The 26,482-nt window shown below is 57.7% G+C and carries 23 protein-coding genes, 1 pseudogene and 1 riboswitch; of the genes and pseudogenes, 12 read left to right on the forward strand and 12 right to left on the reverse strand.

Annotated elements, in window-relative coordinates; genetic code table 11:
- Positions 1 to 16: 16 nt before the first annotated feature.
- Positions 17 to 1,459 carry a serralysin family metalloprotease gene (locus HBN61_RS10155; RefSeq protein WP_170046687.1) on the reverse strand — a complete coding sequence of 481 codons (1,443 nt, stop codon included), beginning with the start codon at positions 1,457 to 1,459 and terminating at the stop codon, positions 17 to 19.
- 819 nt (positions 1,460 to 2,278) lie between these two features.
- Here HBN61_RS10155 and HBN61_RS10160 point away from each other — a divergent pair.
- The 5 genes from HBN61_RS10160 to HBN61_RS10180 all read left to right on the forward strand — a co-directional run bounded on the left by HBN61_RS10160 (position 2,279) and on the right by HBN61_RS10180 (position 7,468).
- Complete coding sequence (locus tag HBN61_RS10160; protein WP_170046688.1) at positions 2,279 to 3,304, forward strand: substrate-binding domain-containing protein; 1,026 nt, start codon at positions 2,279 to 2,281, stop codon at positions 3,302 to 3,304.
- 75 nt (positions 3,305 to 3,379) lie between these two features.
- Entirely contained in the window at positions 3,380 to 4,162 is a 783-nt protein-coding gene (locus HBN61_RS10165; RefSeq protein ID WP_094994496.1) for a sugar phosphate isomerase/epimerase family protein, read from the forward strand.
- On the forward strand, positions 4,155 to 5,114 hold the full coding sequence (locus HBN61_RS10170; RefSeq protein ID WP_170046689.1) for a sugar kinase: 960 nt from the start codon (positions 4,155 to 4,157) through the stop codon (positions 5,112 to 5,114). The genes HBN61_RS10165 and HBN61_RS10170 overlap by 8 nt, the downstream gene beginning before the upstream one ends.
- 54 nt (positions 5,115 to 5,168) lie before the next feature.
- Positions 5,169 to 6,464, forward strand: coding sequence for an MFS transporter (locus tag HBN61_RS10175; protein ID WP_170046690.1), 1,296 nt, complete (start codon positions 5,169 to 5,171; stop codon positions 6,462 to 6,464).
- 20 nt (positions 6,465 to 6,484) lie between these two features.
- Positions 6,485 to 7,468: a 2-hydroxyacid dehydrogenase gene (locus HBN61_RS10180; RefSeq protein WP_170046691.1), complete on the forward strand. Its 984-nt coding sequence runs from the start codon at positions 6,485 to 6,487 to the stop codon at positions 7,466 to 7,468.
- On the opposite strand, the pseudogene HBN61_RS10185 reads toward HBN61_RS10180, so the two are convergent.
- The 4 genes and pseudogenes from HBN61_RS10185 to HBN61_RS10200 form a co-directional block, all read right to left on the reverse strand.
- Positions 7,469 to 8,547: pseudogene (locus HBN61_RS10185) on the reverse strand (polyamine ABC transporter substrate-binding protein).
- A 54-nt stretch (positions 8,548 to 8,601) separates the two neighbouring features.
- The gene (locus tag HBN61_RS10190; RefSeq protein WP_170046692.1) at positions 8,602 to 8,943 is read right to left on the reverse strand and encodes a cupin domain-containing protein; all 342 of its coding nucleotides are present in this window, start codon (positions 8,941 to 8,943) and stop codon (positions 8,602 to 8,604) included.
- A 26-nt stretch (positions 8,944 to 8,969) separates the two neighbouring features.
- Entirely contained in the window at positions 8,970 to 10,376 is a 1,407-nt protein-coding gene (locus tag HBN61_RS10195) for an NAD(P)/FAD-dependent oxidoreductase (protein ID WP_170046693.1), read from the reverse strand.
- Between the two features lie 48 nt (positions 10,377 to 10,424).
- Entirely contained in the window at positions 10,425 to 11,243 is an 819-nt protein-coding gene (locus HBN61_RS10200; protein WP_094994502.1) for a helix-turn-helix domain-containing protein, read from the reverse strand.
- A 258-nt stretch (positions 11,244 to 11,501) separates the two neighbouring features.
- Here HBN61_RS10200 and HBN61_RS10205 point away from each other — a divergent pair, with 258 nt between their 5' ends.
- The gene (locus HBN61_RS10205) at positions 11,502 to 11,780 is read left to right on the forward strand and encodes a DUF1652 domain-containing protein (protein ID WP_094994503.1); all 279 of its coding nucleotides are present in this window, start codon (positions 11,502 to 11,504) and stop codon (positions 11,778 to 11,780) included.
- Between the two features lie 143 nt (positions 11,781 to 11,923).
- Here the strand turns inward: HBN61_RS10205 and pssA are convergent, their stop codons facing one another.
- Together pssA and HBN61_RS10215 are read right to left on the reverse strand one after the other, a co-directional pair.
- Complete coding sequence (gene pssA, locus HBN61_RS10210) at positions 11,924 to 13,267, reverse strand: CDP-diacylglycerol--serine O-phosphatidyltransferase (RefSeq protein WP_094994504.1); 1,344 nt, start codon at positions 13,265 to 13,267, stop codon at positions 11,924 to 11,926.
- A gap of 87 nt (positions 13,268 to 13,354) precedes the next feature.
- On the reverse strand, positions 13,355 to 14,491 hold the full coding sequence (locus HBN61_RS10215) for a glycerate kinase (RefSeq protein ID WP_094994505.1): 1,137 nt from the start codon (positions 14,489 to 14,491) through the stop codon (positions 13,355 to 13,357).
- Between the two features lie 196 nt (positions 14,492 to 14,687).
- Between HBN61_RS10215 and HBN61_RS10220 the strand changes: the two genes are divergently transcribed.
- A complete protein-coding gene (locus HBN61_RS10220) occupies positions 14,688 to 15,743 on the forward strand; it encodes a tetratricopeptide repeat protein (RefSeq protein WP_169962963.1) in 1,056 nt (351 codons plus the stop codon).
- Between the two features lie 171 nt (positions 15,744 to 15,914).
- Positions 15,915 to 17,588 carry a response regulator gene (locus tag HBN61_RS10225; RefSeq protein WP_170046694.1) on the forward strand — a complete coding sequence of 558 codons (1,674 nt, stop codon included), beginning with the start codon at positions 15,915 to 15,917 and terminating at the stop codon, positions 17,586 to 17,588.
- Between the two features lie 22 nt (positions 17,589 to 17,610).
- Here the strand turns inward: HBN61_RS10225 and HBN61_RS10230 are convergent, their stop codons facing one another.
- From HBN61_RS10230 to HBN61_RS10250, 5 genes are all read right to left on the reverse strand, one after another.
- Positions 17,611 to 17,988 (reverse strand): response regulator, encoded by a 378-nt coding sequence (locus HBN61_RS10230; protein WP_047274461.1) that lies wholly within the window; start codon positions 17,986 to 17,988, stop codon positions 17,611 to 17,613.
- 68 nt (positions 17,989 to 18,056) lie between these two features.
- A complete protein-coding gene (locus HBN61_RS10235) occupies positions 18,057 to 19,253 on the reverse strand; it encodes a hybrid sensor histidine kinase/response regulator (RefSeq protein WP_170046695.1) in 1,197 nt (398 codons plus the stop codon).
- A complete protein-coding gene (locus HBN61_RS10240; protein ID WP_094994509.1) occupies positions 19,247 to 19,849 on the reverse strand; it encodes a chemotaxis protein CheB in 603 nt (200 codons plus the stop codon). Before HBN61_RS10240 ends, HBN61_RS10235 begins: the two co-directional genes overlap by 7 nt.
- On the reverse strand, positions 19,849 to 20,664 hold the full coding sequence (locus HBN61_RS10245) for a CheR family methyltransferase (protein ID WP_169962969.1): 816 nt from the start codon (positions 20,662 to 20,664) through the stop codon (positions 19,849 to 19,851). The genes HBN61_RS10240 and HBN61_RS10245 overlap by 1 nt, the downstream gene beginning before the upstream one ends.
- Entirely contained in the window at positions 20,665 to 24,162 is a 3,498-nt protein-coding gene (locus tag HBN61_RS10250; protein WP_170046696.1) for a response regulator, read from the reverse strand.
- Positions 24,163 to 24,419: 257 nt separating this feature from the next.
- On the opposite strand from HBN61_RS10250, the gene HBN61_RS10255 reads away from it, so the two are divergent.
- The 4 genes from HBN61_RS10255 (at position 24,420) to HBN61_RS10270 (ending at position 26,436) form a co-directional block, all read left to right on the forward strand.
- Positions 24,420 to 24,779 (forward strand): response regulator, encoded by a 360-nt coding sequence (locus HBN61_RS10255; protein WP_094994512.1) that lies wholly within the window; start codon positions 24,420 to 24,422, stop codon positions 24,777 to 24,779.
- Positions 24,780 to 24,814: 35 nt separating this feature from the next.
- Positions 24,815 to 25,029, forward strand: a riboswitch (cobalamin riboswitch).
- 95 nt (positions 25,030 to 25,124) lie between these two features.
- The gene (locus tag HBN61_RS10260) at positions 25,125 to 25,313 is read left to right on the forward strand and encodes a CbtB domain-containing protein (protein ID WP_094994513.1); all 189 of its coding nucleotides are present in this window, start codon (positions 25,125 to 25,127) and stop codon (positions 25,311 to 25,313) included.
- A gap of 11 nt (positions 25,314 to 25,324) precedes the next feature.
- Complete coding sequence (locus HBN61_RS10265) at positions 25,325 to 26,026, forward strand: CbtA family protein (RefSeq protein WP_170046697.1); 702 nt, start codon at positions 25,325 to 25,327, stop codon at positions 26,024 to 26,026.
- Complete coding sequence (locus tag HBN61_RS10270) at positions 26,023 to 26,436, forward strand: cobalamin biosynthesis protein (protein ID WP_094994515.1); 414 nt, start codon at positions 26,023 to 26,025, stop codon at positions 26,434 to 26,436. Before HBN61_RS10265 ends, HBN61_RS10270 begins: the two co-directional genes overlap by 4 nt.
- Positions 26,437 to 26,482 lie beyond the last annotated feature (46 nt).

Here is a 26,482-nt window from a genome sequence, read left to right on the forward strand (position 1 = left end):
CCGTTTACCGACAGCCTTACGCAACGATGTCGTAAGTTGCCACCTGCCCGACCGTGGTAATCAGGAAGTCGGCTACGCCGTGCCCGCTAAAGTCCACCTGCAGCGAGCCGGCATTGCTGGCCTGGTTATAGCTGACGACCGCATCACCCGCCTGACCGGTGAACGCATTGACGAAATTCAAACCACTGAGATGAGTAATCCCTGTGAGATCGATTTTGTCGAGACCGGTCTGGAAATCCATGAGGGTGTCGGCCGCCTTAGGGGTCGAATCAGACACTTCACGGTACACAAACGTGTCCGAACCGCTGCCGCCCCACAGCTTGTCAGCCCCGCCACCGCCGTAGAGGATGTCGTTGCCGGCACCGCCCTTGAGGATGTTGGAGACGGCGTTGCCCAGCAACAAGTCGTTGCCCGAACCGCCAATGGCGTTTTCGATGGTCACACCTTGAGCGATGGATACGTTACCGGTCATGCCGCCAACGTCAGAGAACGAACCTGCGGCCAGGTTGATTTTCTGATTCTGGCTGAAACCCGAGAAGTCCAGGGTGTCATTCCCACCGCCATCCCACACCGAAAAAATCAGCTTGTCAGTGGCCGATGTGGCGATGTAGTAGTCGCGGTCAGCCGTGGCGTTGAACCCGTAAACGGTGTCACCGGCGCGGGTTTCCATGTTCGCGCCGTACAGCTTTTGCACCGCGGCAATGTCATCGAGCAGTGGCGCCGAGGCGTAGGCACCTTCACCGGTCTTGGTGAACACTTGGCCGGTGTTCTTCTCACTCCAATAGCTCATCACGCTGTAAGCACGGGTGTCTTCGCCATACACAGCATCGCGGTAGCTGGGGTTGCCATTACCCGCGTTGTAGTCGCCAGGGTGTGACAGGCCCAGGGTGTGGCCGATCTCGTGGGTCAGGGTCTGGCGACCGTAGTTGCCTTCACCCGGAGTTTTATTGACCTCGTAGTCCTTGTTGATCAAGTACCACGACTCGCCTTTGCGCGAGCTGTTCGGCAGGTAGGCAAACGCAGCCCCACCGTTACTGGCGCTGAAGTTGGCGAAGGTCATGTGACCATCGTCACCCCGGGCGGCCGGACCTTCAGTGAAGGTCACTTTGGCCACATCCGCCCATGATTCCAGCGACAGCTTGGCCTGTTCTTTTTGCAACGCGGAAAACGTACTGAATGTACCCAAACCGCGGGAGGCATAGCCCGGAGGTGGAGACGTGAGGAAGGTGTACGACAGATTGATCACACCGTCACCATTGAGGTCGTACCAGCTGGCGCCACTGCGGGTCAGTTGGTCAGCGGCTTGATTGACCGTAAACGATGGTTTGCCATTGACCAGGTGATTACCGCGGTCATAGAAATGACTGAAATTATCCACCTGGGTGAAGGCAGAACTGGTGCCGTTGGCCGCAAACGTCTGGTTGACGGACAGCGCTGCTTTCTCTTTAAGTTTCGACATGTAAACAGTTCCTTGTTTAGCAGTAGAAAAGTTTTAAACAGACAGAGACGATCCCATGGCGAGATCGTCCTATCACTCGCCGTATAATGGCCGGGCGAAATTGACACACTTCGAAATATTCAGTCCAGCACTTTTTTGACGTCAATTAACGACTTTTCTGTAAGTAGCCGAAAACATTGAGTGTTTTGCTGAAAGGTTTTTCCTTAAACATGCAAAGACTATGGCTATATTCGCAATAGGAATATCACTACAAACAAAATGATGCATTAAAGCTCATGGCATGACCAACCGGTCACTTTGGGTTTATATAAACTTTTCGTCCACTCGTTCGTCTTACAAAGTTGGCCAGACGTTAACCCGCAACCGTGTAAGTGTTTGCCGATCAAAAGTCACTCGTCATATCACAACACACTCCCGGACGGAGTAAACGCTCGGGTGGCCATCCTGAACTCCACGCGTCGCTTTCTTATATACGTCGCTTATTTGAAATTTTCAGACGCATCCACTGTTAACGATCGTCCACACATCTGGCCAATGTCAGCCCTGCATTTCATCAATAACTGAAAGCCGTCATTTTAAATGCGATTAAGCCCGCCTGTTGGCCATTGACTGACGTGCGACGGCCAAGGAACTGATGCAGAACGGGTTGACTGAAGACGATGTGAGCCGTGGTCGCTTTGCCGTCACATGACGTGACCCGCCTACGCGTTCTCCTACAAACGGCACTTGACGATCAGAGGTGATTTGAGTTTTCCTGAAACCGGTTTCAGGCCCAGTGCCGAGATCGCCTGCGATAACACCAATAAAAGGTTTCAGGCCGTGAACAGTTTTTCAGCCGCTCAACGCTCCCGTGTCACCATGCTTGATGTTGCCCTGCACGCCGGGGTGTCCAAGGCCAGCGTTTCCCGCTTCATCGGCGAGGACCGTGCATTGCTTTCCGAAGCCACCGCGCAACGGATCGAGCGCTCGATCGAGGCGCTGGGCTACCGTCCCAATCAAATGGCGCGCGGCCTGAAACGCGGGCGTACGCGCCTGATCGGCATGCTGGTCGCGGACATTCGTAACCCCTACTCCATCGCGGTCATGCACGGCGTCGAAACCGCCTGCCGTGAGCACGGTTACAACCTGGTGGTGTGCAACACCGACCGCAGTGATGAGCAGGAAAGCCAGCACCTGGCCGCTCTGCGGGCTTACAACATCGAAGGTCTGATTCTTAACACCCTTGGTCATCAGCCTGACGTTCTGCAGGCGCTGCACCAGGAAATGCCCATCGTACTCATCGACCGTAAGGTCGAGCAGTTGTATGCGGATCTGGTGGGGCTCGATAACGCCGGAGCCGTGCGCACCGCGCTAGAGCACCTGCAAGCGCAAGGTTACCGCGACCTGCTAATGGTCAGCGAACCGGTTGATGGCACCAGCTCGCGTCTGGAGCGCATCGCCAGTTTTAATGCGCAACTCAACGACCGCCCCTCACTGCAAGGCGCGCGGGTGGAAACCGGCCCCCATCTGCATTCTCGCATCCAACACTTTCTGGATACCCCCGGCAGTGGCCCCAAGGCGCTGTTTTGCGCCAATGGCGTGGCCGCGCTGGCAGCCACTCAGGTGCTGCGTGACTTGAACCGCCATCTGTTTGAAGACATTGGCCTGATTGCTTTGGATGACCTTGACTGGTTCCCGTTGGTGGGCACCGGCATTAGCGCCTTGGCGCAACCGACCCAAGCCATCGGCGCCAGCGCCTTTGAGTGCCTGCTAAAGCGCTTGCGGAGCGATACCGCAGAACCTCTAGTCCTGGATTTTCCTGCGCAACTCATCGTGCGTGGCTCTACCCGACGCATTAACCCCTGACAGTTGTGCCATGACGCAATCCGATTGGCAGTCCTTAACGAATAAAAATGAAACCGGTTTCAGAGGTTAATAACAATGAACACATTCCCCGTTTCCATCAGCCTGTCGAGCTACGGAGCTGATCTGGTTCGCCAGCGTGGCCAAGGCAGTTTTATTGACTTACTGGCCAATGCCGGTGCCCGGCGCATTGAGCTGCGCGAAGAACTGCTGACCGACGAAGACCCGGCGTCCTTCGCTGCAGCGGTGGTGAGACAGGGGCTGGAATGCGTGTACTCATCGCCGCTCGAACTGTGGGAGGCAGGACAATCTCGGCCTAATCCTCAATTGCTGGCGACCTTGCGCAAGGCCCATGCGTTCGGTGCGGCCTGGCTTAAGGTCTCTCTTGGCTACTACACCGAACATTGCGATTTGTCGAACCTGGCAGCCTGCCTGAGCCAGCAATCGGTCAACCTGTTGGTGGAGAACGACCAAACGTCCCAGGGCGGACGTATCGAGCCTCTGCTGCGCTTCTTCGACGCAGTGGATCAACTGCAAGCCCCCATCAGCATGACCTTTGATATCGGCAACTGGCAGTGGCAGGACCAGTCCGCCAGTACCGCTGCCCGCTTACTGGGCCGTCATGTCACCTATTTGCACTGCAAAGGCGTCGCCCGGCGTCCGGATGGCAAGTTGATTGCTACGCCGCCAACGGCCACCGACCTGCAGATGTGGGAGCAATTTCTACCGCATATGCAGCCCGGGCTGACGCGCGCGGTGGAATACCCCCTGCAGGGCAGTGACCTGCAATGGCTGACGAAAGTCCATGTCGACACACTCGCTACGCTAGGCGCAGCGCAACGGGAGCTGAGCCATGTCTAAAGTCGATGTGTTGTCGTTTGGTGAAACCATGGCCATGTGGGTGGCTGAAGAGACCGGCGATCTGGCGCAAGTCGAACACTTTCACAAGCGTATTGCCGGGGCCGACAGTAACGTCGCCATCGGGCTGGCGCGACTGGGGTTCAATGTGGCGTGGCTCAGCCGGGTAGGCGCTGACTCGCTTGGGCGGTTTGTGCGTGCCACCTTGCAAGCCGAAGGCCTGAATTGCCAGCATGTGGAAACCGACCCGCAGCACCCGACGGGCTTTCAGCTGAAGTCCCGGGTGGACGATGGCAGTGATCCGCAAGTGGAATACTTTCGCCGCGGCTCGGCGGCCAGTCATTTGAACCGCAGCGCCATCACCCCGCAACTGCTCAGCGCAGGCCACTTGCACGCCACGGGCATTCCCCCTGCCCTGTCAGCCAGTTGCCGCGAATTGTCGTTCGCGCTGATGCAGTCGATGCGCGCGGCCGGGCGCACGGTGTCGTTCGACCCCAACCTGCGCCCGTCTCTGTGGGGCAGCGAACAGCAGATGATCCGCGACATCAATGCCCTCGCCGCCCATGCCGACTGGGTGTTGCCGGGCTTGAGTGAAGGCCGCTTGCTCACCGGTCGCGATGACCCGGCTGACATTGCCCGGTTTTATCTGGATCAAGGCGCAGAGGCAGTCATCATCAAGCTGGGCCCTAAAGGTGCCTATTACCGCACCACGGACACCGAAGGCTTCGTGCCAGCAGTGCCGGTGGACGTGGTGATCGATACCGTCGGCGCCGGCGATGGTTTTGCAGTGGGCGTGATCAGTGCCCTGCTGGAAAACCTCGGCTTTGAACAGGCGGTGCAACGTGGCAACTGGATTGGCAGCCGCGCCGTGCAAAGCCGTGGCGACATGGAAGGACTGCCGACCCGCGCCGAGTTGGAGGGCCGTGGCCTGACCGAATCTGTATTACCTGCCTAACGTGCTGCACCCGTGACCTGCTGCGACAAAAACAACAAGCTCAGGAGCTACGCCATGCAATCGCTAACACTCGCTGCCCGCCGGTGGTGGTACATCATGCCGATCGTATTCATCACCTACAGCCTGGCCTATCTGGACCGCGCCAATTACGGGTTTGCCGCCGCCTCCGGGATGGCCGAAGACCTGCACATCACCCCCGGCCTGTCGTCGTTGCTAGGGGCGCTGTTTTTCCTCGGTTATTTCTTTTTTCAGGTGCCAGGGGCCATTTACGCGCAGAAGAACAGCGTCAAAAAGTTGATTTTTGTCAGCTTGATTCTCTGGGGCGGACTCGCCACGCTCACAGGTGTTGTGTCCAACGCCTACAGCCTGATCGCCATTCGCTTCATGCTCGGTGTGGTGGAAGCCGCCGTCATGCCCGCCATGCTGGTCTATCTGTGCCACTGGTTTACCCGCGCCGAACGCTCACGGGCCAATACGTTTCTGATTCTCGGCAATCCGGTGACCATGCTCTGGATGTCAGTGGTGTCAGGCTACTTGGTGCAGCATTACAGCTGGCGCTGGATGTTCATCGTCGAAGGTTTGCCCGCAGTAATCTGGGCGTTCATCTGGTGGCGACTGGCCGATGACCGCCCTGGCGAAGCCAAGTGGCTCAGCCCTCAGGAAAAACAGGACCTGCAAAGCGCGCTCGATGCCGAGCAAGTCGGCATGACCCCGGTGAAGAACTACGCCGCGGCCTTCCGCTCGCCCAAAGTCATCCTGCTGGCCTTGCAGTTCTTCTGCTGGAGCATCGGCGTCTACGGGTTTGTCCTGTGGCTGCCGTCGATTCTCAAGCAAGGCGCGCACATGGACATGATCGAAGCGGGCTGGCTTTCGGCCCTGCCGTATCTGGCCGCCGTCATCGCCATGCTCGGCGTGTCGTGGGGGTCGGACAAACTGCAAAAACGTAAGCGTTTTGTCTGGCCGCCGCTGTTGATTGCCTCTTTTGCGTTCTACGGTTCCTACGCATTGGGTGCAGAGCACTTCTGGTTGTCCTACACGCTGCTGGTGATTGCCGGGGCATGCATGTACGCACCCTACGGCCCTTTCTTCGCGATCATCCCGGAAATCCTGCCATCCAACGTAGCGGGCGGGGCCATGGCCCTGATTAACAGCATGGGCGCGCTCGGGTCTTTTTCCGGCTCCTACCTGGTGGGTTACCTGAACAGCGAAACCGGCTCACCGGGGGCGTCTTACCTGTTGATGAGCGGCGCGCTGCTGATCTCGGTCGTGCTGACGTTAATGCTGAAACCCACGGCCAAAGACCCACTCGCGCCGACAGTCAGCGCCACGTCGCGTCTGGCTCATTCTTGAATTTAACGTTGGTGATTACTTTGAAAAAACATGTCGTGCTCTACAAAACACTGTCCGCGCCCTTGATGCAGCGCCTGCAAGATCGCGCCGAGGTCACGCTGATTGAACGGCTGGACGCTCAAGGGCTGGACCAATTGCGCGCCGCTTTACCCCAGGCTCACGGGTTACTGGGGGCCAGCCTGAAACTGGACGCGCACTTACTGGCCCTGGCGCCCAGGCTTGAAGCCATTGCCAGTGTGTCCGTGGGGATCGACAACTACGACCTGGACTACCTCAACGCGCGCCACATTCTGTTGACCAACACCCCGGATGTGTTGACCGAAACCACAGCCGATACGGGGTTTGCACTGATTCTGGCCAGTGCCCGCCGCGTGGTGGAGCTGGCAATTCGTGTGCGCAATGGGCAATGGCAAAAAAACATTGGGCCGGAACATTTCGGCACCGACGTGCATGGCAAAACCCTGGGCATCATCGGCATGGGCCGCATTGGCGAGGCGTTGGCACAGCGGGGACATTTTGGCTTCGGCATGCCGGTGATCTACCACAGTCACTCGCCAAAACCGGCTGTCGAGGCTCGATTTGGCGCCCGCTACCGCAGCCTCAATGCGCTGCTGCACGAGGCGGACTTCATTTGCCTGACGCTGCCACTGACCGCAGAAACCCAGGGCCTGATCGGCGCAGAGCAATTCGCACTGATGCGTCCAGACAGTATTTTTATCAATATTTCACGGGGCAAAGTGGTTGATGAAGCCGCGCTCATCCACGCATTGCAACGGGGGCAGATTCGTGGCGCCGGGCTGGATGTGTTTGAGCGCGAACCGTTGGACCCAACTTCGCCTTTACTGACGCTGGAGAACGTTGTGGCCACCCCGCATATCGGGTCGGCCACCATTGAAACCCGTGAAGCCATGGCCCGCTGCGCCGTGGACAACCTGCTGGCAGCTTTGGACGGGCAGCGCCCGCCCAATTTGGTCAACCCGAGCGCATTGCAACCGGCTCGCTGATCATCCCCCAGCCTTGATCCGGGTCCACAGGCGTGTGCGCACCCGGTCAATGTTGAGCGGCATGGCTTCCAGGGCAAACAGCGTTTGCAGCATTTGTGGCGTCGGGTACACCGTGGTGTCAGCCTTGATCTCGGGGTTGACCAGCGCATCGGCCTGCAGGTTACCGTTGGCGTAATGCACGTAATTGCTGATGCCCGCCATTACGTCCGGCTGCAGCAGGTAATTCATGAAGCGGTAGGCCGCTTTTTCATCCGGCGCATCGGCGGGCATGGCCACCATGTCAAACCAGATGGCAGCGCCTTCTCGGGGGATCGAATAGCCGATATCGACGCCATTGTTGGCTTCTTTGGCGCGGGTTTGGGCTTGCAGGATGTCCCCGGAAAACCCCACGGCAACGCAGATATTGCCGTTTGCCAGATCGCTGGTGTACTTGGAGGAATGGAAGTAGCTGATATAAGGACGGACCTTCATCAGCAGGGCTGGGCCTTTTTATAGTCCTGCGCGCTTTTGCTGTGGTGGGGCAGCCCCAAGTAGTTAAGCGCAGCCGGTAAGACTTCCGGGCCATTGTCTAGAATCGCCACCCCGCATGTGCTGAGTTTTTCCATGTTTTCGGGCTTGAAGATCAAATCCCACGAGTCAACAGGCGCGTTGTCGCCCAACACGGCCTTGACCTTCGCGACGTTGTAGCCGATCCCCGTACTGCCCCACAAGTAAGGGAAACCGTGTTCATTGCCGGGGTCATTGACTTGCAGCGCCTTGAGCAACGCCGGGTTAAGGTTCTTCCAGTTCGGTAATTGGTCCTTATCGAGCTTTTTCAGCGCCCCGCCCTGGATCTGACGCGCCATAAAGTGGTTGGACGGAAACACCACGTCATAGCCGGACTTACCCGTCATCAACTTGCCGTCCAATGTTTCATTGCTGTCGTACACGTCATAGCTAAATGCAATGCCTGTCTCACGCGAGAAGTTTTTCAGTGTGTCGGGGGCGATGTAGTCAGACCAGTTGTAAATTTTTACAGTCTCGGCCGCCTGGCACAGCGAGCTAGCCACTATCAGGGGCAACAGGGCGATGCGGATCATGATTCGATTCCTTGCGTATTGTGTGTCGCTGTTTTTATGGGCAGGGTTCGGTGATCAAAGGATCAAAACATACGTTTTGCGCACGGTCTGCTGAATGTCCCAGACCCCCGTGCTGTTGGCAGGCAACATCAAGGCATCGCCCGCTTCTATGTGAATAATTTCCCCGTCATCGGGAGTGAACGTGCAGCGTCCTTGAATGAAGTGACAGAACTCTTGCGCCACGATTTGCCGCCGCCAGCGTCCTGGCGTGCAGGCCCAGATCCCGGTTTCAACGCCGTCGGTGCGCTCGACACACGTCACCGAGGTCTCGGCCACCGGGGTGCCAAGGGGCACGGCCACAGGTGAGGATGCATGCAACGCAACGTGGGCGGTGTTTTTGAAGTGAGTGATGCTCATGGATATATCCTGATGGGGCCAAAGGGTTACTGCATAAAACCTTCCATCACACTGGCCAGGCCACTGGCGAACCTGCGCCGCCAAGGCGCTGCGTCAGGGTTGGCGAGCGTCTGGTCTTCGTAGACAAAACTGCGGATAACGGCGTTGTAACCCAGCCAGCGGCAAGGCTCCGGTTCCCATGCCTTGAGCGCGCCAAGGCCGCCAGCGGTCAGCACCCAGGGCTGCTGCACTTCGAGGGTGTCACGCTGCAAGATCAGGTCCGCGAGGGTGCGCCCGCCCAAATGGCTCGCGCCCACGCCCTCCCCGCCGTAACCGCCGGACAACGCGATGCCGTGTTGCCGGTCACAGAGCATGTGCGGTTGAAAACGCCGCGCCATGCCCAGGTTGCCACCCCATACGTGGCTGATGTGCACATCCTTGAGCGCCGGAAAAAGCTCCGCGAAAAGGTAACCGCGCACGTCGATTTCGCCCTGACTGAGGTTGAAGTCATGACGCAAACGACCACCAAATTGATAGCCGCCCCGGGCGCCAAATACCAAGCGGTTGTCTTGGGTGCGTTGCCCGTAAGTCACTTGACGACTGTTTTCGCTGAAAGCCTGACCTGCCGACAACCCGATCTCATCCCAGACCGCCTCGGGCAGGGGGGCCGTGGCGACGATCAGGCTCTGCACTGGCAATTGATAACGCCCCAACGGCGCCAGCGTGTTGGCGTAGCCTTCCACTGCCGGAACGACCCAGCGCGCCTTGACCTGTGCCTTGGCGGTGCGCACACGGCCGGGTTGCCACCCCGTCACCGGGCTTTGCTCGAAGATCTTCACGCCCATGCGCTCAACGGCACGGGCCAATCCGCGCACCAGTTTGGCGGGCTGAATCGTGGCTATGTGCGGCGTAAAAATCGCCCCGTAGGGGCTCGCAATGCGCAGCTGCTGCGCCAGCTCAGCCGGATCCAGCCAACGGTAGTCCCCGTCACTCAGGCCCTGAGCGTGAAGTTTCGTCAAATAGTGACGCAGGGTAACTTCCTGTTCCCGATAGCGTGCGGCGCAGAACAGTGCCCCGCCTTTGCGGTAATGGCAGTCGATGCCTTCGCGCTCAATGACCTGGTTGACTTCATCAGGAATGCCATGCAGCAAGGCGTAAGACTGGCGTCGCCGCTCGATGGACAGGTTGGCAAGCAAGCGGTCTTCGCCCAACAGGTTGCCCATCAGCCAACCGCCGTTGCGCCCGGAAGCACCGAAGCCAGCCGTTTGCGCTTCGACAATGGCAATACTCAGTTCAGGTGCGTGGCGCTTGAGGTAATACGCGGTCCACAAGCCGGTGTACCCGGCCCCCACAATCACCACGTCTACGTCCAGATCGTGCTCGAGCGATGGGCGTGCTGTCAGGTCGTCCGCGAGTTGGTCCATCCACAAGCTGATTGAGCGCCAGGCTGGCATTGCGGTCTCCACACTGTCTTCAGAATGGAGCGATCCTAGCGCCTGATCTCAAACCGAGTCTTGCGCGCGTGCCCGCAAAGAAATTTGCCGCGCATAAGCCTTGGGTGATTGCCCGGTGTGCTGGCGAAAACAACTGTAGAACGCCGACAGCGAGTTAAAGCCCGCAGCAAAGGCCACCTCATCCACTTTAAGCGGCGAATCGGCGGCGGCCATCGCGGTCAGCACGTGGCGCAGACGTGCCTGATTCACATAGCGATAGAAGCTTTGTCCCAGCACCTGATTGAGCAAATACGACATCTGGTTGCGCGTATAGCCACAGGCTTTGGCGACGTGTTGCAGGTCCAGTGCTGGGTCAAGGTAAGGCTGCTGGCGATCAAAGTAGGTTTGCAGATCCCGGGCCATGAAACTCAACTGCCGCGCAGACAGGCCAAGACGACTGACCGCAGGTCTGATGGGGGTTTGCCCGGTAGCGTGTTGAGGGGATTCATGCACCAACGAAGCGTATTCATGGACCTGCCAGATCAACCCGTCGCGCACCGTGATGGCTTCACTGGCCCTGAAGGACACCAGCCCCTGGCTGCCACGCAGCGTGATGCGGTACTGGATGAATGCCGTATTGCCATCCAGGCGAATACGGTCACTGTGCTCCAGCGCCTCATCCGCTTCGCGTGGCATGGAGAGGTGAACGTAGTCACGCAACTCCTTAAAGCCCATCACCCGGTTCTGGAAAAAATCGTGGTAAACGACCGAGGGGTGATATAGCGCCATGACCCCGTCAAGATCGCGGTGTTTCCAGCACAGGTGGTAACGCATTACCGTCTCGCCCGTGGCGCGGGTCTGCTCGGGGCCGTCATCTGGGGCAAACATGGCAAGGCTCGCTGAAATAAAACACAGAGTGCCGAGTTTATGAACGGGCTTCAATGGTCAAGCACAGCCGCGCAGAACACGGCTAAAACGCTTCACTGCATGATTTACATCAAATCCCGGTGAATCAATGTGCCCGCTGGGCACAAAAACCTTATCGTGGCGGGCGCACGGTGCTAGGTTTGAACACGAAACGCTCGCAAATACACACGGTCGGGGCAATTGGCGACCGTACAAACACTGAGCAAAAGGAAGCGCTCGATGAATCCGGTGAGCAATACCGCGAAAGTTACCTTTCCCAACGCGTGTCAGTTGATGCGCTGGCATTTCCATCCCATGGGCTTCGAAGCCACCATGGACGCCCCGCGCAGCATGATCGCGCGTCTGTTTGACCGGGCCAGCGGCGAGACCGTCATCGCCATCGCTGGCATCCCGTGCGCCACCGTCATGACCACCACGGAAGTGGCACGCATCATTCAGTGCGTCGAAGACGAACTAGAAAGCTTCGTCCCGCCGCTGGCATGGCAAGCATTGGCCTGATTCAAGCCCCTGTGTGACACGCTTTCGCGAACGTATCTGTTCGCGAACCAGCGCTTCTACTCTCCCCATCCGAACACATATGCCGTCCTTGCACCGCAGCGCTTATGGGCGATCCGGGCAAGGGCCTGGGCGTGCACGAGCGATCAGAGAATCCGGTAGAGCAGCCGCTCGATCCGCACCCGGCTAACCCGGCGCAGGAACTTGGCCACTGCTGGCGGGTAATCGGTGAGGGTTTCCAACTGCTTGAACGAATCAATACGCGTGGTATGGGCGAAGATCGCGTCCAGTTCTTTGCGGCGCGGTTCGAGCAACTCGCGGCGTGGATCATCGATCAACAACCCATTTTCAAGGTCCAGCCTGAACGCACGCGGATTCAGGTTATTGCCGGTGAGTAAGGTGTAGCGATCATCCACCCACATGCCCTTGAGGTGGTAAGTGTTGTCGCCGTCGCGCCACAGGTGCAGGTTCAACAAGCCGCTGTCGATCATGGCCTGGTGGCTCTTGGCAAAGCGGCGCAAGCTCAGTTCATACAAATACGGCAACGCCGCAATCACCTTGAAGGGCTCGCTGGGCGGGATGTAAAAGTCGTTGGCCGTCTTGTCGCCCACCACGATATCGATGCGCACGCCGCGCTCCAGCGCGCGATTGATTTCGCGGGTCACGGGCAACGGCAGATTGAAATACGGCGTGCAAATGGTCAGTTGCTGTTGGCTACTGGCGATCAGTTCACAAATCACCCGGCTCAACGGGTTGTTTTTGCCTACGCCCAATAAAGGGCTTACGGACAAACCAAAGTGGCCGACAGTGCCTTGACTGGTGTCGTAGCTGGCTTTTTTCAAGCGACTTCGCAAGTCACCGATGGCCGAGCGCAGGCTGCGCGTGCTCGGTAAAGTCGGCAGGTCCAGACGATGCACCGCCTTGGTTTCAATCAAGTCGTGCTGGATAAAGCGCTGCATCGAATCGGCCAGCGGCTTGTTGTTGAGCACGTGATAGCGATCGAAACGGTACTTGTCGAACTTATGCAGGTAAACGTTATTGAGACTGGCACCGCTGTAGATCACACAGTCATCGATGATGAAGCCCTTGAGGTGCAGCACACCGAACAACTCGCGGGTTTGCACGGGCACACCGTAAATGGGCACCCGGGTCTCGTGGGCTTGCGTCTGGGCCTGGTACCAGGCGGCATTACCGGGCTGTTTGCCCGCGCCAATCAGCCCGCGCTGGGCACGCAGCCAATCCACCATGACCACGATTTCAAGTTCGGGACGGGCCGCTTTGGCGGCGTGCAAGGCATCGAGGATTTCCTGACCGGCTTCGTCCTGTTGCAAGTACAACGCCACCAGCGTGATGCGCTGGCGGGCATTGGCGATGTGCTCCAGCAGGCAACGACGAAAATCGGCCGCACCGGGCAAAATGCTGAAGGCATCGGCGGACAACGGAAAGCTGCGCAACTTGGGCAGCAGAGAGCGTTTGAAGAGCGACGGCATAGGGCTCGCTAAGGGTCGAATGCGAATAACCGCGAAGCTTACACGATTCTGTGTTTCAACCAGTAACCTCGCATTCAGCCCCGCACCTTATTGGCGACCAAGGCTCCACAAGCGCGCAATGTCCCGCGCCCGATCAGTCAATAACTGCGACGCATGGGCGCAGGCGTACTCCAGTGTCATAGGGCCACTGGCCACGGCAAACGCGGCATGAATACCGTGCGCGTACAACGCCTGATACCCCTCCCCCAATGTCCCGGCCAACACCACAACAGGTACGCCATTGCTGCGGGCGATGCGCGCAACCCCGAAAGGTGTTTTACCGCGCAGGGTTTGCGCGTCAAAGCGGCCCTCGCCCGTAATCACTAGCGCAGCGCCTTGCACGGCCTCATTCAGGCCGACCAGCTCGGCGACCACGTCAACACCGGCCCGAAACTGCGCGCCAAAAAACGCTTTGGCAGCGAACCCCAGACCGCCCGCAGCCCCTGACCCCGGCTCGTCACGCACGTCGTTGGGCAGCACCTTGGCGCAGTGGTCGGCAAAATACCCCAACGCTTGATCCAATTGCTGCACCTGGGCCGGGGATGCCCCTTTTTGCGGCCCGAAAATCGCTGAAGCCCCGTGCTCACCACACAAAGGATTGTTAACGTCCGCGGCGATTTCAAAGCGCACGTCGGCCAGGCGTGGGTCCAGCCCTTGCAGATCGATGCGTGCCACCTGCGCCAGCGCCAGACCGCCTCGCGGCAGCTCACGGCCTTGTGCATCAAACAGCCCCAACCCCAGCGCCTGCAGGGCCCCCGCACCGGCATCATTGGTTGCACTGCCGCCAATGGCCAAGATAATGCGTTGGGCGCCCGCCTCCAGCGCGGCTTTGATCAGCTCACCCGTGCCATAGGTGCTACTGACGCAGGCATTGCGCTGTTCAAGCGCCACCAACTGCAAACCGCTGGCTTGCGCCATTTCGATAATCGCGGTGCGGCTTTCCGGCAACCAGCCCCAATTGGCATGAGCCGGCTCGCCCAGTGGCCCTTGCACCTGATGACAGCGCAACTGGCCATTACCGGCCGCCACAATGGCATCGACCGTGCCCTCGCCGCCATCGGCCATGGGGCATTTGATCAACTGCGCATCGGGGAGCACGTCGGCCAGACCGGCAGCAATCGCCTCAGCGACTTTTTCGGCACTCAGGCTGTCTTTGAACGAGTCAGGGGCAATGACGATTTTCATTGGGCGAATCTCCAGTTCTTATGTCAACCATGCTGCCAGTATCGGCGTGCAAACACGCCAGGCCGCTGCACAAGGGATTACGGGGTTTGTTGTACATTTTCACAAGCCGGGCGCCTTGAACCGGACAAGGGTTTGACTCGCACGCTGCACTGGCGGAAGCTGGTGTTCACTACGCACGCCCGCTTCTGGAATTTGCATGCTAAAGCCCCACCGCTACTTGTTGCTCAGCCTAGCTTCTGCCGTCGTTGCAACCTGCCTATGGGTCTGGATGCGCCCTGCGGCGACCGTCACCACAACAAGCGTCAATCACAGTTACACGCAAGCCCTGGAGCAAGCACACAATGGCGAGCCTGGCGCTGCCCGTGTGCTCTACCAGCAATTGGCCCGCACCGATTTGTCTGACATCCGCCGCGCCAGCCTGCACGCCGAACTGCCCAACTATCCCAGCCCCCAAGCCCTGAAACTGGCCGATGCCGACTTGCATAACCCTTCGGCACTGGTACGCGAAGCGGCCATCCAGAGCATTGTCGGGCTGGTGCCGGGGGCGCAACGCACGCTGCTGCTTGGCCCGATCCTGGATGATCCGGAGCAAAGCGTACGGTTTGCCGCCGCCAACGCCTTGTTGGGCCTGTCCCCGGACGAGCAAGGGCTGTATTTCGGCCCGCTGCAGCAAGTGATTGACGAATATGAACGCACGCTCAAAACACAGCCTGAGAGTGCGCAGGCACAAGGGCAGCTTGCACGTTTGTACTTGCACGAAGGTCAGTTGGACGAGGCGCAGGCCGCACTGGAAAAAGTCACCCGCCTTGAGCCGGACAACCTGAAAGCCGTGGTCGCACGCGTGGACCTGCTGGATAAACGCGGCCAGAGCGACCGCGCACGCGAGTTGCTGGCCCAGCAGCTTGAGGCCCACCCCGACTCGGCTTACTTGCAGCATGCACTGGGCATCTGGCTGCACAATCACGGGCAAACCGAATACGCCCTGCTCGGGTTGGCCAAAGCCGTCGAACTCGAACCTGACAACAGCGACTATCGCTACAAGCTGGCCGTTGCCCTGCACGACTTGAACCAACTCGAAGCGGCGCAGCGCCAGCTTGAAGAGCTGCTGCAACGCCAACCCGCCAATCGCAAGGCACGGGTGCTGTTGATCCGTTATTGGAAGGAGTCGGGGCAATTGCAAAACGTGCAGGTGCTGCTCGCCCAACTTGAACAGCAAAACCCCGATGACCCGGCTTTGCAGCAGGGGTTATGACCCCTCTTATAACGCCCGACACCGTTTTATCAACGTCATTTGCACTTCAAATAGATGCATTTGAATATAAATTTCAAAACGTTGAATTGCCACGGTAGCGCAGGGTCAAGACCATATAGCCGCTCAAATGCGGGTAATTTATGAGTCGAGTATCAAGAGGCGGGAAATTCTGTGATTGCATTGGGACCCACCGAGGAGCGCGCCCTGATTCTCACGTGCCCCGGGCTGGAAAGGTCGGTTGATGTGCAGCAACTGACCTCAGGCGGCGTAAACAGTGTTGAACTGGCGTGCATGGACCACCTCCACCCGGCCTTGGAACAAGGTGCGGGATTGTTGATTTTCGAGGCCAACTCCCAACAGCTCGATGCGTTCGAGCAACTGCGTAATGTGCTGGTGAGACAACCCGATTGGTCGGACCTGCCGATCATCGTACTGACCGCTGAACCTCAATGGCCTGATGTTCAAATGACCCGCCTGAGCGAGCAATTGGGTCATGCCCTGTTCGTCGCCTCGCCCTGGTCAGCGGCACAGTTACTGTGCCTGTCTAAAAACGCCTTGCGCACACGCAAACAGCAATACGCCGCCAGAGACAGCGCACGCGCCCTGACCGAACGTGAAGTATTTATTAAGAACACGCTGCAACAGATTGATTTAGAAGTAGAGAATCGCGTCAAAAAAGCACTGCAGCACAACGATGACATACGCCATGCGCAAAAAATGGAAGCCGTCGGACAACTCACCGGAGGCATTGCCCACGACTTGAATAACATGCTGGCCGGGATCATCGGCAGTATGGAGCTGCTGCGGCGCAAGGTGGCCCGGGGCAAACTCGATGATCTGGATCGTCTTATCGACATGGGCGTCACCTCCGCCAATCGTGCTGCGGGGCTCACCCATCGATTGTTGGCGTTCTCGCGCCGCCAGTCACTGGACTCCAAACCCACCATGATCAGCGAGTGGCTGCTGGCACAACGGTCCCTGCTGGAGCAAAACCTCGCTCCGGCCACCCGGCTCACCCTTGAAGCCGATGACAACCTGTGGATCGCTGACGTTGACCCGCAGCAATTGGAAAACGCATTGCTGCACCTGGTGTCCAATGCCCGCGATGCCATGCCCGAAGACGGTCACCTCACCCTCAAGACCTATAACCTGCAGGTCGATACCGCTTTCAGTGAAGCTAACGGGCATTTCACGCCCGGTGATTACATTGTGCTTAGCGCATCTGACAATGGCTGCGGCATGCAAGAAAGCACGCTTAAACGCGCCTTCGACCCGTTTTTCACCACCAAACCCATCGGCCAGGGCACCGGCTTGGGACTGTCGATGATTTACGGGTTCTGCAAACAGTCACGCGGCCATGTACGCATCAATAGCCATGAACGCAGCGGCACCACTGTGGAACTGTTCTTGCCTCGCTGTAACGGCAGCAGCGCAGAGCTGAGCGCCCAAGGCCTGTCACAGGCAGAAACCGCAGCCAATGCCGAAAAAACCCTGCTGGTGGTTGAAGATGACAACGCCGTGCGCAATCTGGTGATCGAAGTGCTGCGTGAACAAGGCTACACGGTGCTCAGCGCCGAGGATGCGAACGCTGCACTGCCGATTATCGAATCGGCGCAAGCCATTGATTTGTTGATCAGCGATGTGGGGCTACCGGGCATGAACGGCCGCCAACTGGCTGAGATCAGTCGTCAGGCACGCCCGGATCTGCGCGTGCTATTCATCACCGGTTACGCACAGCATGCGACTGCGCGTGGCGGCTTTCTGGATGAAGGCATGCAGTTGATAACCAAGCCCTTCACCTTTGACCTGCTGACGGCCAAGGTGAATGAGATGTTGCAGGTCTGAATCCGCTTTAATTAAAGAGGATTCAGACCAACTGGTTCTGAATGATTTCTTTGAGCTTATCCAGATCGAACGGCTTGCCCAAAATGGGCGCCTTGCGCGTGATGGGGCTATCAGTCTCGCGTATTTCCTGCGGGTAGCCGCTGATAAAAATCACTTTAAGATCCGGCCGAAGCTTTACCGCAGGCTCAGCGATCTGTACCCCGGAAATACCGCCCGGCAACCGGAAATCCGTGACCATCAGGTCCAGGTGCGGCTTGCTGGCCAGAATTTCAAAGGCTTGCTCACCGTTTTCAGCCTGTAACACGCGATAGCCTTCACCTGACAAATAGGCGGACAAGACCATCAGGATCGAAGGGTCATCTTCGACAATCAGAACCACATCTTGTGCATCTTCACTCATGGGGGAAACCTTAATTGCTGCAAATGCTGCCAATACGACCATGGGGTCGGCCATAGGTTGCGGCTAATTTACGCGTTTTGCGCCAATGGCAGGCTGACCCGGAATACAGCACCCTCACCCAATGCACTTTGTACGGTGATTTTGCCACCATGGGCCGCCACAATCTGCTCAGAGATGAACAACCCGAGCCCCAGCCCAGCCACGGCGTGCTTGGCTGAAACCCGCTCAAACTGCTGAAAGATGCGTTGCTGGTTTTCTTCGCTGATGCCAATGCCCTGATCGCGGACTTCAACAATAGCGTTTTGGCCTTCGACATAAACTGAAACATCAATCGGGCTCTTGGCCCCATAGCGCAAGGCATTAGTCAGCAAATTCGACACGACCTGCTCAATCCGGAACTCATCCCATCGACCGACGACCGGACAGTCAACAAGAAGATTGACACTCGACTGGGCCGCACTGATTTGAGGCGCAAAAGTTTCCACCAGCGTACTCACCAGACGCGTCAAATCGAACTGGCTCGGGCGGATCGACAATTTGCCGGTGCGAATGCGCGACACGTCGAGCATGTCTTCAATCAGGCGAATCAAGCTCTGGATCTGGCGCTCATCGCGCTCCACCATGGCCTGCATCTTGTCCAGAGTGAACGCCGCTGCGTTATCGCGGGCCAGGTGCATCTTGCGCAACTGGGTTTCCAGGATCAGCCCGTTCAGAGGCGTTCGCACTTCATGGGAGACGATGGACATAAAGTCGTCGCGCATGCGCACAGCGTGTTCAAGTTCGCCTTGCGTGACCTGCAACTGTGCCAACAGGACTTCCTGTTCCCGACGACTTTGCTCAAGGGCTTCAACTTGCTGCTTGACCGCTTTTCGCTGCCGATACAGATCAACGAACACATTGACCTTGCTCTTGACCGCGTGAATATCCAGCGGCTTGTGCAAGAAATCCACTGCGCCGCTTTCATAGCCCTTAAAGGCGTAATTCATTTCACGCCCTGCGGCGCTGACAAAAACAATCGGGATGTTTTTAGTCTTCTCGGTACCGCGCATCATTTCAGCCAGCTCAAAGCCGTTCATGCCAGGCATCTGCACGTCCAGAATGGCCAGCGCAAACTCATGTTGCAGCAGCAACGAAAGCGCTTCGTCAGCGGACAAAGCCTTATAGACCGTGCGGTCTTCACGCTTGATCAACGCTTCCAGTGCCAACAGGTTTTCTGGCAGATCATCGACGATCAGCAGCTTGGCTTGAATATCACTTACTAGCATTCGATTCGTTCCAGCTCGACAAGCAGACGGCCGATGCCGCGCAAAGGGAGGATGTAGTCCGGTTTCATGCGATCCAGAGCCGCTTGCGGCATGGTAGAAACCAAGGCTTCTTCAGGGTCTTGAATGATGGTCAAACCGCCCGACTGCTTGACCGTGGCAATACCCTGAGCACCGTCCTGATTGGCGCCAGTCAGTAAAATCGCAGCCAGACGCTGTTGATACACGTCTGCCGCGGACTCAAACAAATAATCAATGGAAGGCCGCGAATAGTGCACGCGTGCTTCCTGACTCAACGAAAAACTGTAATCGTGCTCAACCGACAGGTGATAGCCGGGCGACGCAAAATAGAGCGTGCCAGGTTCAATCGTGTCCTTGTCGGCCGCTTCTTTGACCTTGATTGCCAAACGACGTGCAAACACGTCAGCCAACTGGCTACGGCGCTCGTCCGGCAAGTGCAGCACCACAATGATCGGCAAACGAAAGCCCGGCTTTAAACCCGCAAAAATCGTCAATAAGGCTTCGACACCCCCCGCCGATGCGCCCACCACGACGGCGTCAACCGGCGGCAGGCCAACGTACTCAACCGGCTCGTTCATCATAGCTTGCGGTAAATCCGCTCTTGCTTGAGCACGGGGGTGAATTGCTTGCTGTAGTCGGAGAAGTCCAGCGTCTCTTTGCTGCCCAGCATCAAAAAGCCGCGATGGCACAGCGATTCGTGAAACAACCCGAATGCCCGATTTTGCAAATTTTTATTGAAATAAATCAGCACGTTACGGCACGAAATCAAGTGAGTTTCCGAGAATACGCTGTCGGTCGCCAGGCTGTGGTCAGCGAACGTCACGTTCTCGCGCAGGCTCTTGTCGAAAATCGCGTAGTCATACGCTGCCGTGTAATACGTTGAAAAGTCACGCTGGCCACCGGCCTTATGGTAGTTGTCGGTGTAGCCCCGAATGTTTTCCAGGGAGAAAATCCCCTGTTTGGCCTTTTCCAGCGAACGCGGGTTGATATCGGTGGCATAGATGATCGTGCGATCAAGCAGCCCCTCTTCGCGCAGCAGGATGGCCATGGAGTAAACCTCTTCGCCCGTGCTGCACCCCGCGATCCAGATTTTCAGTGAAGGGTAGGTTCTGAGGATCGGCACCACTTCCTGACGGATCGCCAAAAAATGCTCGGGGTCACGAAACATTTCACTGACCGGGATCGTCATGTACTGCAATAACTGCATGAACGCGGTGGGGTCGTGCAGCACCCGTTCCTGCAACGCCGAGATGGTATTGCAATCGAATTGGCGCATGGCGTGATGCACCCGGCGCTTGACCGAAGCGCCGGAGTAATCACGAAAGTCATAGCTGTATTTGAGATAGATCGCTTCAATCAGCAGACGTATTTCAATATCGGTGTTTCGCGGCACTTAAATACGTTCCATTTTGGGCAACCAGACACGAATCAGCGAAAACAGGCGATCCAGGTCAATCGGCTTGGCCAGGTAGTCATTGGACCCGGCTTGCAGGCAGCGTTCCTGATCGTCTTTCATGGCCTTGGCCGTGACAGCAATGATCGGCAGCTTGCGCCAGCGCGGGTTTTTGCGAATTTCAACAGTGGCTTCGTAACCATCCATCTCGGGCATCATGACGTCCATGAGCACCAGATCGATGTCCTCCACTTCATTCAAGCGCTCAATCGCCTCACGGCCATTTCGGCCGATGACCACAATGGCGCCCTTATGCTCCAGTGCACTGGTGAGTGCAAAGATATTTCGGACATCGTCGTCGACCAGTAAAATTTTGCGCCCTTCAAACACTTTGTCGCGGCTACGCGCGGTCTTGAGCATTGTCTGGCGTTCATGGGACAACTGGGATTCGACTTTGTGCAGAAATAAAGTCACTTCATCAAGCAGACGCTCGGGCGAGCGGGCACCCTTGATGATGATCGAACGCGAGTATTTGCGCAGCTCGGCCTCTTCATCACGGGTCAGGTTACGCCCGGTGTACACAATGACCGGCGGGAACGAACAAATATCTTCGGTGGACATGCGCTTGAGCAGATCACCGCCGAGCATGTCCGGTAACTTGAGGTCGATGATCATGCAGTCGTAAATGTTCGAGCGCAGCAAATCCAGCGCTTCCTGTGCATACCCTACTGCGGTGATCTCGATGTCATCGTCGCCGATCAGGCGAGCAATGCTGTCGCGTTGTAAATCGTCGTCCTCTACCAGCAACACCCGTTTAACTTTCTGCGTGAGCTTGGCTTCAAGGCGTGCGAATACGTCTTTGAGCTCTTCGCGGGTGGTGGGCTTGACGGCATACCCCACGGCCCCCATGTGCATGGCCGCTTCGACCCGGTCCTCGACTGAAATCACGTGCACCGGAATGTGCCGGGTAGACGCCTGCTCCTTGAGACGTTGCAACACCGTCAGGCCGGAGTGGTCGGGCAAGCGCATGTCGAGCAGGATCGCATCAGGGATGAACTCGGCTGCGAGGCTGAAGCCTTCGTCGGCACCATGGGCCACCAGGCACTGATAGCCCAACTCATGCGCCAGATCGAAGAGGATGCGCGCAAAATTTGGCTCATCTTCAATCACCAGAATGCAACGCGTGGTAAAGGGTGCCTTTTCGCGATCATCCATAAAGCGCGGAATCTCGACGTTCGGGACGCTTGCCATGGGTGGCGCGACGGGGGGCGTCACGGCAGTCAGGGTTTTGACCGGCTCGGCCACCAGGGCGGGTGCATACGGCTCATCGTGCTCAACAAACTGTTCAGGCAGAGTCAGCGTGAAAATACTGCCCTGCCCCGGCTCGCTGGTCACGCTGATGGAGCCTCCCAGCAAGTTGGCCAGATCGCGGGAAATGGACAGCCCCAACCCCGTTCCGCCATAGCGGCGGTTGGTGGTGCCGTCGGCCTGGCGGAACGCTTCAAAAATGCTTTCCTGCTGCTCGGCCGCAATGCCGATCCCGGAATCACGCACGGTGAAGGCAATGCCTTCGCTCGGTTGACGCGACACCGTAAGGCTCACTTGGCCTTTTTCGGTGAACTTGATCGCATTGGACAGCAGGTTTTTCAGAATCTGCTCCAGTCGCTGACGGTCTGTGAAGATCATCTGCGGGGTACCGGGTTGCAGTTCGACCTGGAAATCCAGCGCCTTTTCCCCGGCCAGCGGTTGGAACATGCTTCGCAGACCGTCCACCAAACGCGGGACGCTGGTGTTTTCAGGGCGCACTTCGAGCTTGCCGGCTTCGACCTTCGAAATATCCAGAATGTCGTTAATCAAGTTGAGCAAGTCATTGCCCGCCGAGTAGATCGACTCGGCAAATTTCACTTGTTCGGCGGTCAGGTTTTCATGCGGATTTTCCGACAGCAATTTGGCCAGAATCAGCGAGCTATTGAGCGGTGTGCGCAGCTCGTGCGACATGTTGGCCAGGAACTCGGACTTGTACTTGCTGGAGCGCTGCAACTCTTCGGCACGCTCCTCCAATTGCACCTGAGCATGATTCAACTCGGTGTTTTTCTGGTCCATTGCGTCGCGCTGGGCTGCGAGTGCCAATGCCTGATCGGCTAACTGCTCGTTGGTCTGCTCCAGTTCGGCTTGCTGGGTTTCCAAGTGCGTCTGAGATTCCTTGAGGATGCGCGACTGCTCTTCCAGCTCTTCATTCGCGGTTTTGAGTTCTTCTTGCTGCACCTGCAACTCTTCATTGAGTTGCTGGGTTTCAGCCAGCACTTCTTGCAAGCGCTGACGGTAGCGTGCCGCTTCAATCGAGGTGCCAATGTTGTCGGCAATCAACTCGAACAACTCGATGTCGCGCTCAGTCAACGGCCGCAAAAAGCCCAGCTCGATCACGCCATTGACCCGGTCATCGTCACTGGTAGGCACGACCAGCACGCTGCGTGGGCTGCCTTCGCCGAGCCCGGAACTGACCTTGAAGTAACCCTCGGGGACATTGTCCAGACGAATCAATTTATCTTGCTGCGCCGCCTGGCCCACAATCCCTTCGTCGTTGTGAATCAGTTGATCCTGCAACTCGTGCTCGCGGGAAAAACCATAACTGGCCACACGCTTGAGGCCGCCATGGTCTTCACGCACGTAAACTGCTGCGACCACTGAGCCCAAGTACTGAGCGCAGAATTGCAAAATGTTGCGACCCAGCATGTTAAGGGTCAGACGCCCCAACACCTGTTCTGCAAGCTCGGTCTGCCCGTTGCGCAGCCAGGCCTGCTGCTCAAGGCGTTGCGCACTCCTGACCTGCGCTTCGAGGGTATCGCTGTAGCTTTTTGACAGATTGACCAGGTCACGACGCCCGATATACGCCAGGAAGCCGCTCAGACCTAATACGAAAAGCAAGTACAGGCCGATGACCAGAAACGTTGTGCGGCTCACGGCATCATTGCGGTCGACACGCAGCTGTTGCTCCATGGCAATGAATTCGTCGAATTCCTTGCGCACCTGATCGGTCAGACGCTTGCCGCGCCCAGACTGCACTGCGCCCCGGTAATCACCATTACTGCGGCGCAGGTCTATCATCGCTTGAGCGTACTGACTCCAGTCATTTTGCAGCGCTTCAAGACGTTTGAGGCGGTCCACCTGCTGCGGGTTGTCGCTGACCAGCTCCTGCAAACCCCGCAGTTGTGCAAGGACTTGGGGCCTGGCGACTTCATACGGGTCCAGAAAATGCTCGTCGCCAGTAATCAGGTAGCCGCGCATGCCGGTTTCAAGGTCAACGGTGAGCTTGATCGCCTCGTTCGCGTTATTGATAACGCGATCGGTGTGCTGCAACCACTGTATGACCGATAGCAGATAGCTGATCATCACCACAAACAAGACGGCGCTGAGCACGCCGACACCCAAGGGCAAACCGACGTTGCGACTCAGGAGTTTGCGAAAGCTTTGCTCATCAACCGATGCAGGTGCATTCATTTTTCTGGCCCGTGAACAGTGTAAAAAACCGTAAGTTTGCCGGATTACCGAGCAAACAATCTATTTTCTTCCTCAAATAAGTACATATTCGTACAAAGAGCTGCACTGAAAAGCTACATACAGCTATCCTTGCACACCTTGTACGAAGGAGTTTTTCGTACAACGACGGGAACTTGTGCGCGGTTGCAGCTTACTGATAGTGCAAGCCGATGCTTTTTGGCCTTCACCCGCATTCACATTTTTTCGGGATACCCACTATGTCTGCAACACCCTCCACCATCCTCGTTGTTGAAGACGATGCCATTGTTCGCATGCTGATTGTGGATGTGCTGGAAGAACTCGAATTCAATGTACTGGAAGCTGATGGCAGTGAATGTGCACTGACCTATATAGGCGATGCGAAGCAAGTCATTGATCTGCTGATGACCGATGTCGGACTTCCGGGGATGGATGGCCGAGAACTGGCTAAACAGGCGCAGACATTACGCCCCTCATTGCCAATTCTGTTCGCCAGCGGCTATGCCGAGAGCATAGATACCGTGGGCAACACCTCGGTGATCGCCAAGCCCTTTTCGATCGATCAGTTGCGCGACAAGGTCAAGAGCCTTCTTGCCTGAGACGTGAATTGACGCGTCCACCGCTGTCATGCTCTCCTACACATCTTGTATCAGGTGCCCTTCACAGGGTGAAACGGGAAACCGGTGCGTCAGGCGTTCATCGCCTTGATCAGTCCGGTGCTGCCCCCGCAACGGTAAACAAGCGGAACATCGAAGCCACTGTGCTCATGCATGGGAAGGTGATGTTCGCAGGTTCAGATGACTTGAACCCCTTGTGAGCCCGGAGACCGGCCTGCTCATATCGAATAACAAACCCGCGGTGGGCGGGCGCTGTTAAAGCCTGCGAGCACCGTTCGCGGGGTTTTCTTGCGCTTTTTCGCCCGCTGCTCACCAGAGGGAAGCGCCATGTCAGTCAGCACCAGCCGTACACAATCCGCAGCCACCACCGCCACTCACAGCCAGCGTATCGTAGCGGCTGTCGGCGCAACCGTGCTTGGGGCGTTTCTCGTTTACTTCGCGGGCTTTTCCCATATTGACGCGGTGCACAATGCCGCACACGACACGCGTCACAGCGCTGCCTTCCCGTGCCATTGAGAGGCGAGCCCATGATGAAGCGCATCATTCAAACCGCCGGTTTTACCGGTTTGCTGGCTGCCCTGTTATTGACGCTGTTGCAAAGCTTTTGGGTGGCGCCACTGATCCTTGAAGCAGAAACCTTCGAGACGCCTGCTGCGGGTCACACGCATGAACACGCTGACTCCGCCCTGCCCGGCCACACCCATGCCGCTGAAGCCTGGGAACCCGAGGATGGCTGGCAGCGCCTGGTGTCGACCACCGGTGCCAATTTGGTGGTCGCCGTGGGATTCGCGTTGATGCTCGCAGGCCTCTACACACTGCGAACGCCGACCCGTACCTCTCAAGGGGTGCTGTGGGGGCTGGCTGGATATGCCACATTTTGTCTCGCCCCAACACTGGGACTGCCGCCGGAACTACCCGGCACGGCTGCGGCTGATTTGCTGCAACGCCAGATCTGGTGGGTCAGTACCGCCGCGTCGACAGCCGTTGCGATTGCACTCGTGGTATTTGGCAGGCACTGCGCGCTAAAAGTGCTAGGGGTGGTGATTCTGGTCATGCCTCATGTCATGGGCGCGCCACAGCCGCTGGTCCACGCCAGCCTGGCACCGCAAGCACTTGAAACGCAGTTCAAGGTGGCTTCGCAATTGACCAACGCTGCCTTTTGGCTGGCACTGGGGGTTATCAGCGCGTGGTGGTTCCGGCGCAAGACTGATGGCCAGTACGCTGCATGACGCCGCCGCCCACCCCGCAAACCCTCGTGGCCGGGCTGGGCTGTCGGCGCGGCTGCAGTGCTGAAGAACTGTTGACGCTCATGAATGAGTCTCTGAACCATGCCGGGATCGCGCTCAGTGCAATACGGGCCTTGGCCAGTATTGATTCAAAACGGGACGAGCCCGGCCTGATCCAGTTGGCGCAGCAGTTGAAACTGCCCTTCGAGGTATTCAGTGCACAGCAGCTTGCCGTGTTTGCCCCCCGGCTCAGTCACCAGTCACCGGTTTCGTACGCCCACACGGGCTGTTTCGGGGTGGCTGAAAGTGCTGCACTGGCCCTCTGCGAGCGAGTGACCGGTCAACGCGCGACGCTGCGGGTCACTCGCCAAACCTCTGATAACGCGACGTTTGCGTTAGCGACCGGGCTGTAATCAGGCGATACTCCACCGCCTCACTATGAGCGTTGTTCAAGCGGCG

Origin of the sequence: Pseudomonas sp. WS 5071, assembly GCF_012985765.1 — a bacterium.
GTDB classification, from domain to species: Bacteria; Pseudomonadota; Gammaproteobacteria; order Pseudomonadales; family Pseudomonadaceae; genus Aquipseudomonas; species Aquipseudomonas lundensis_A.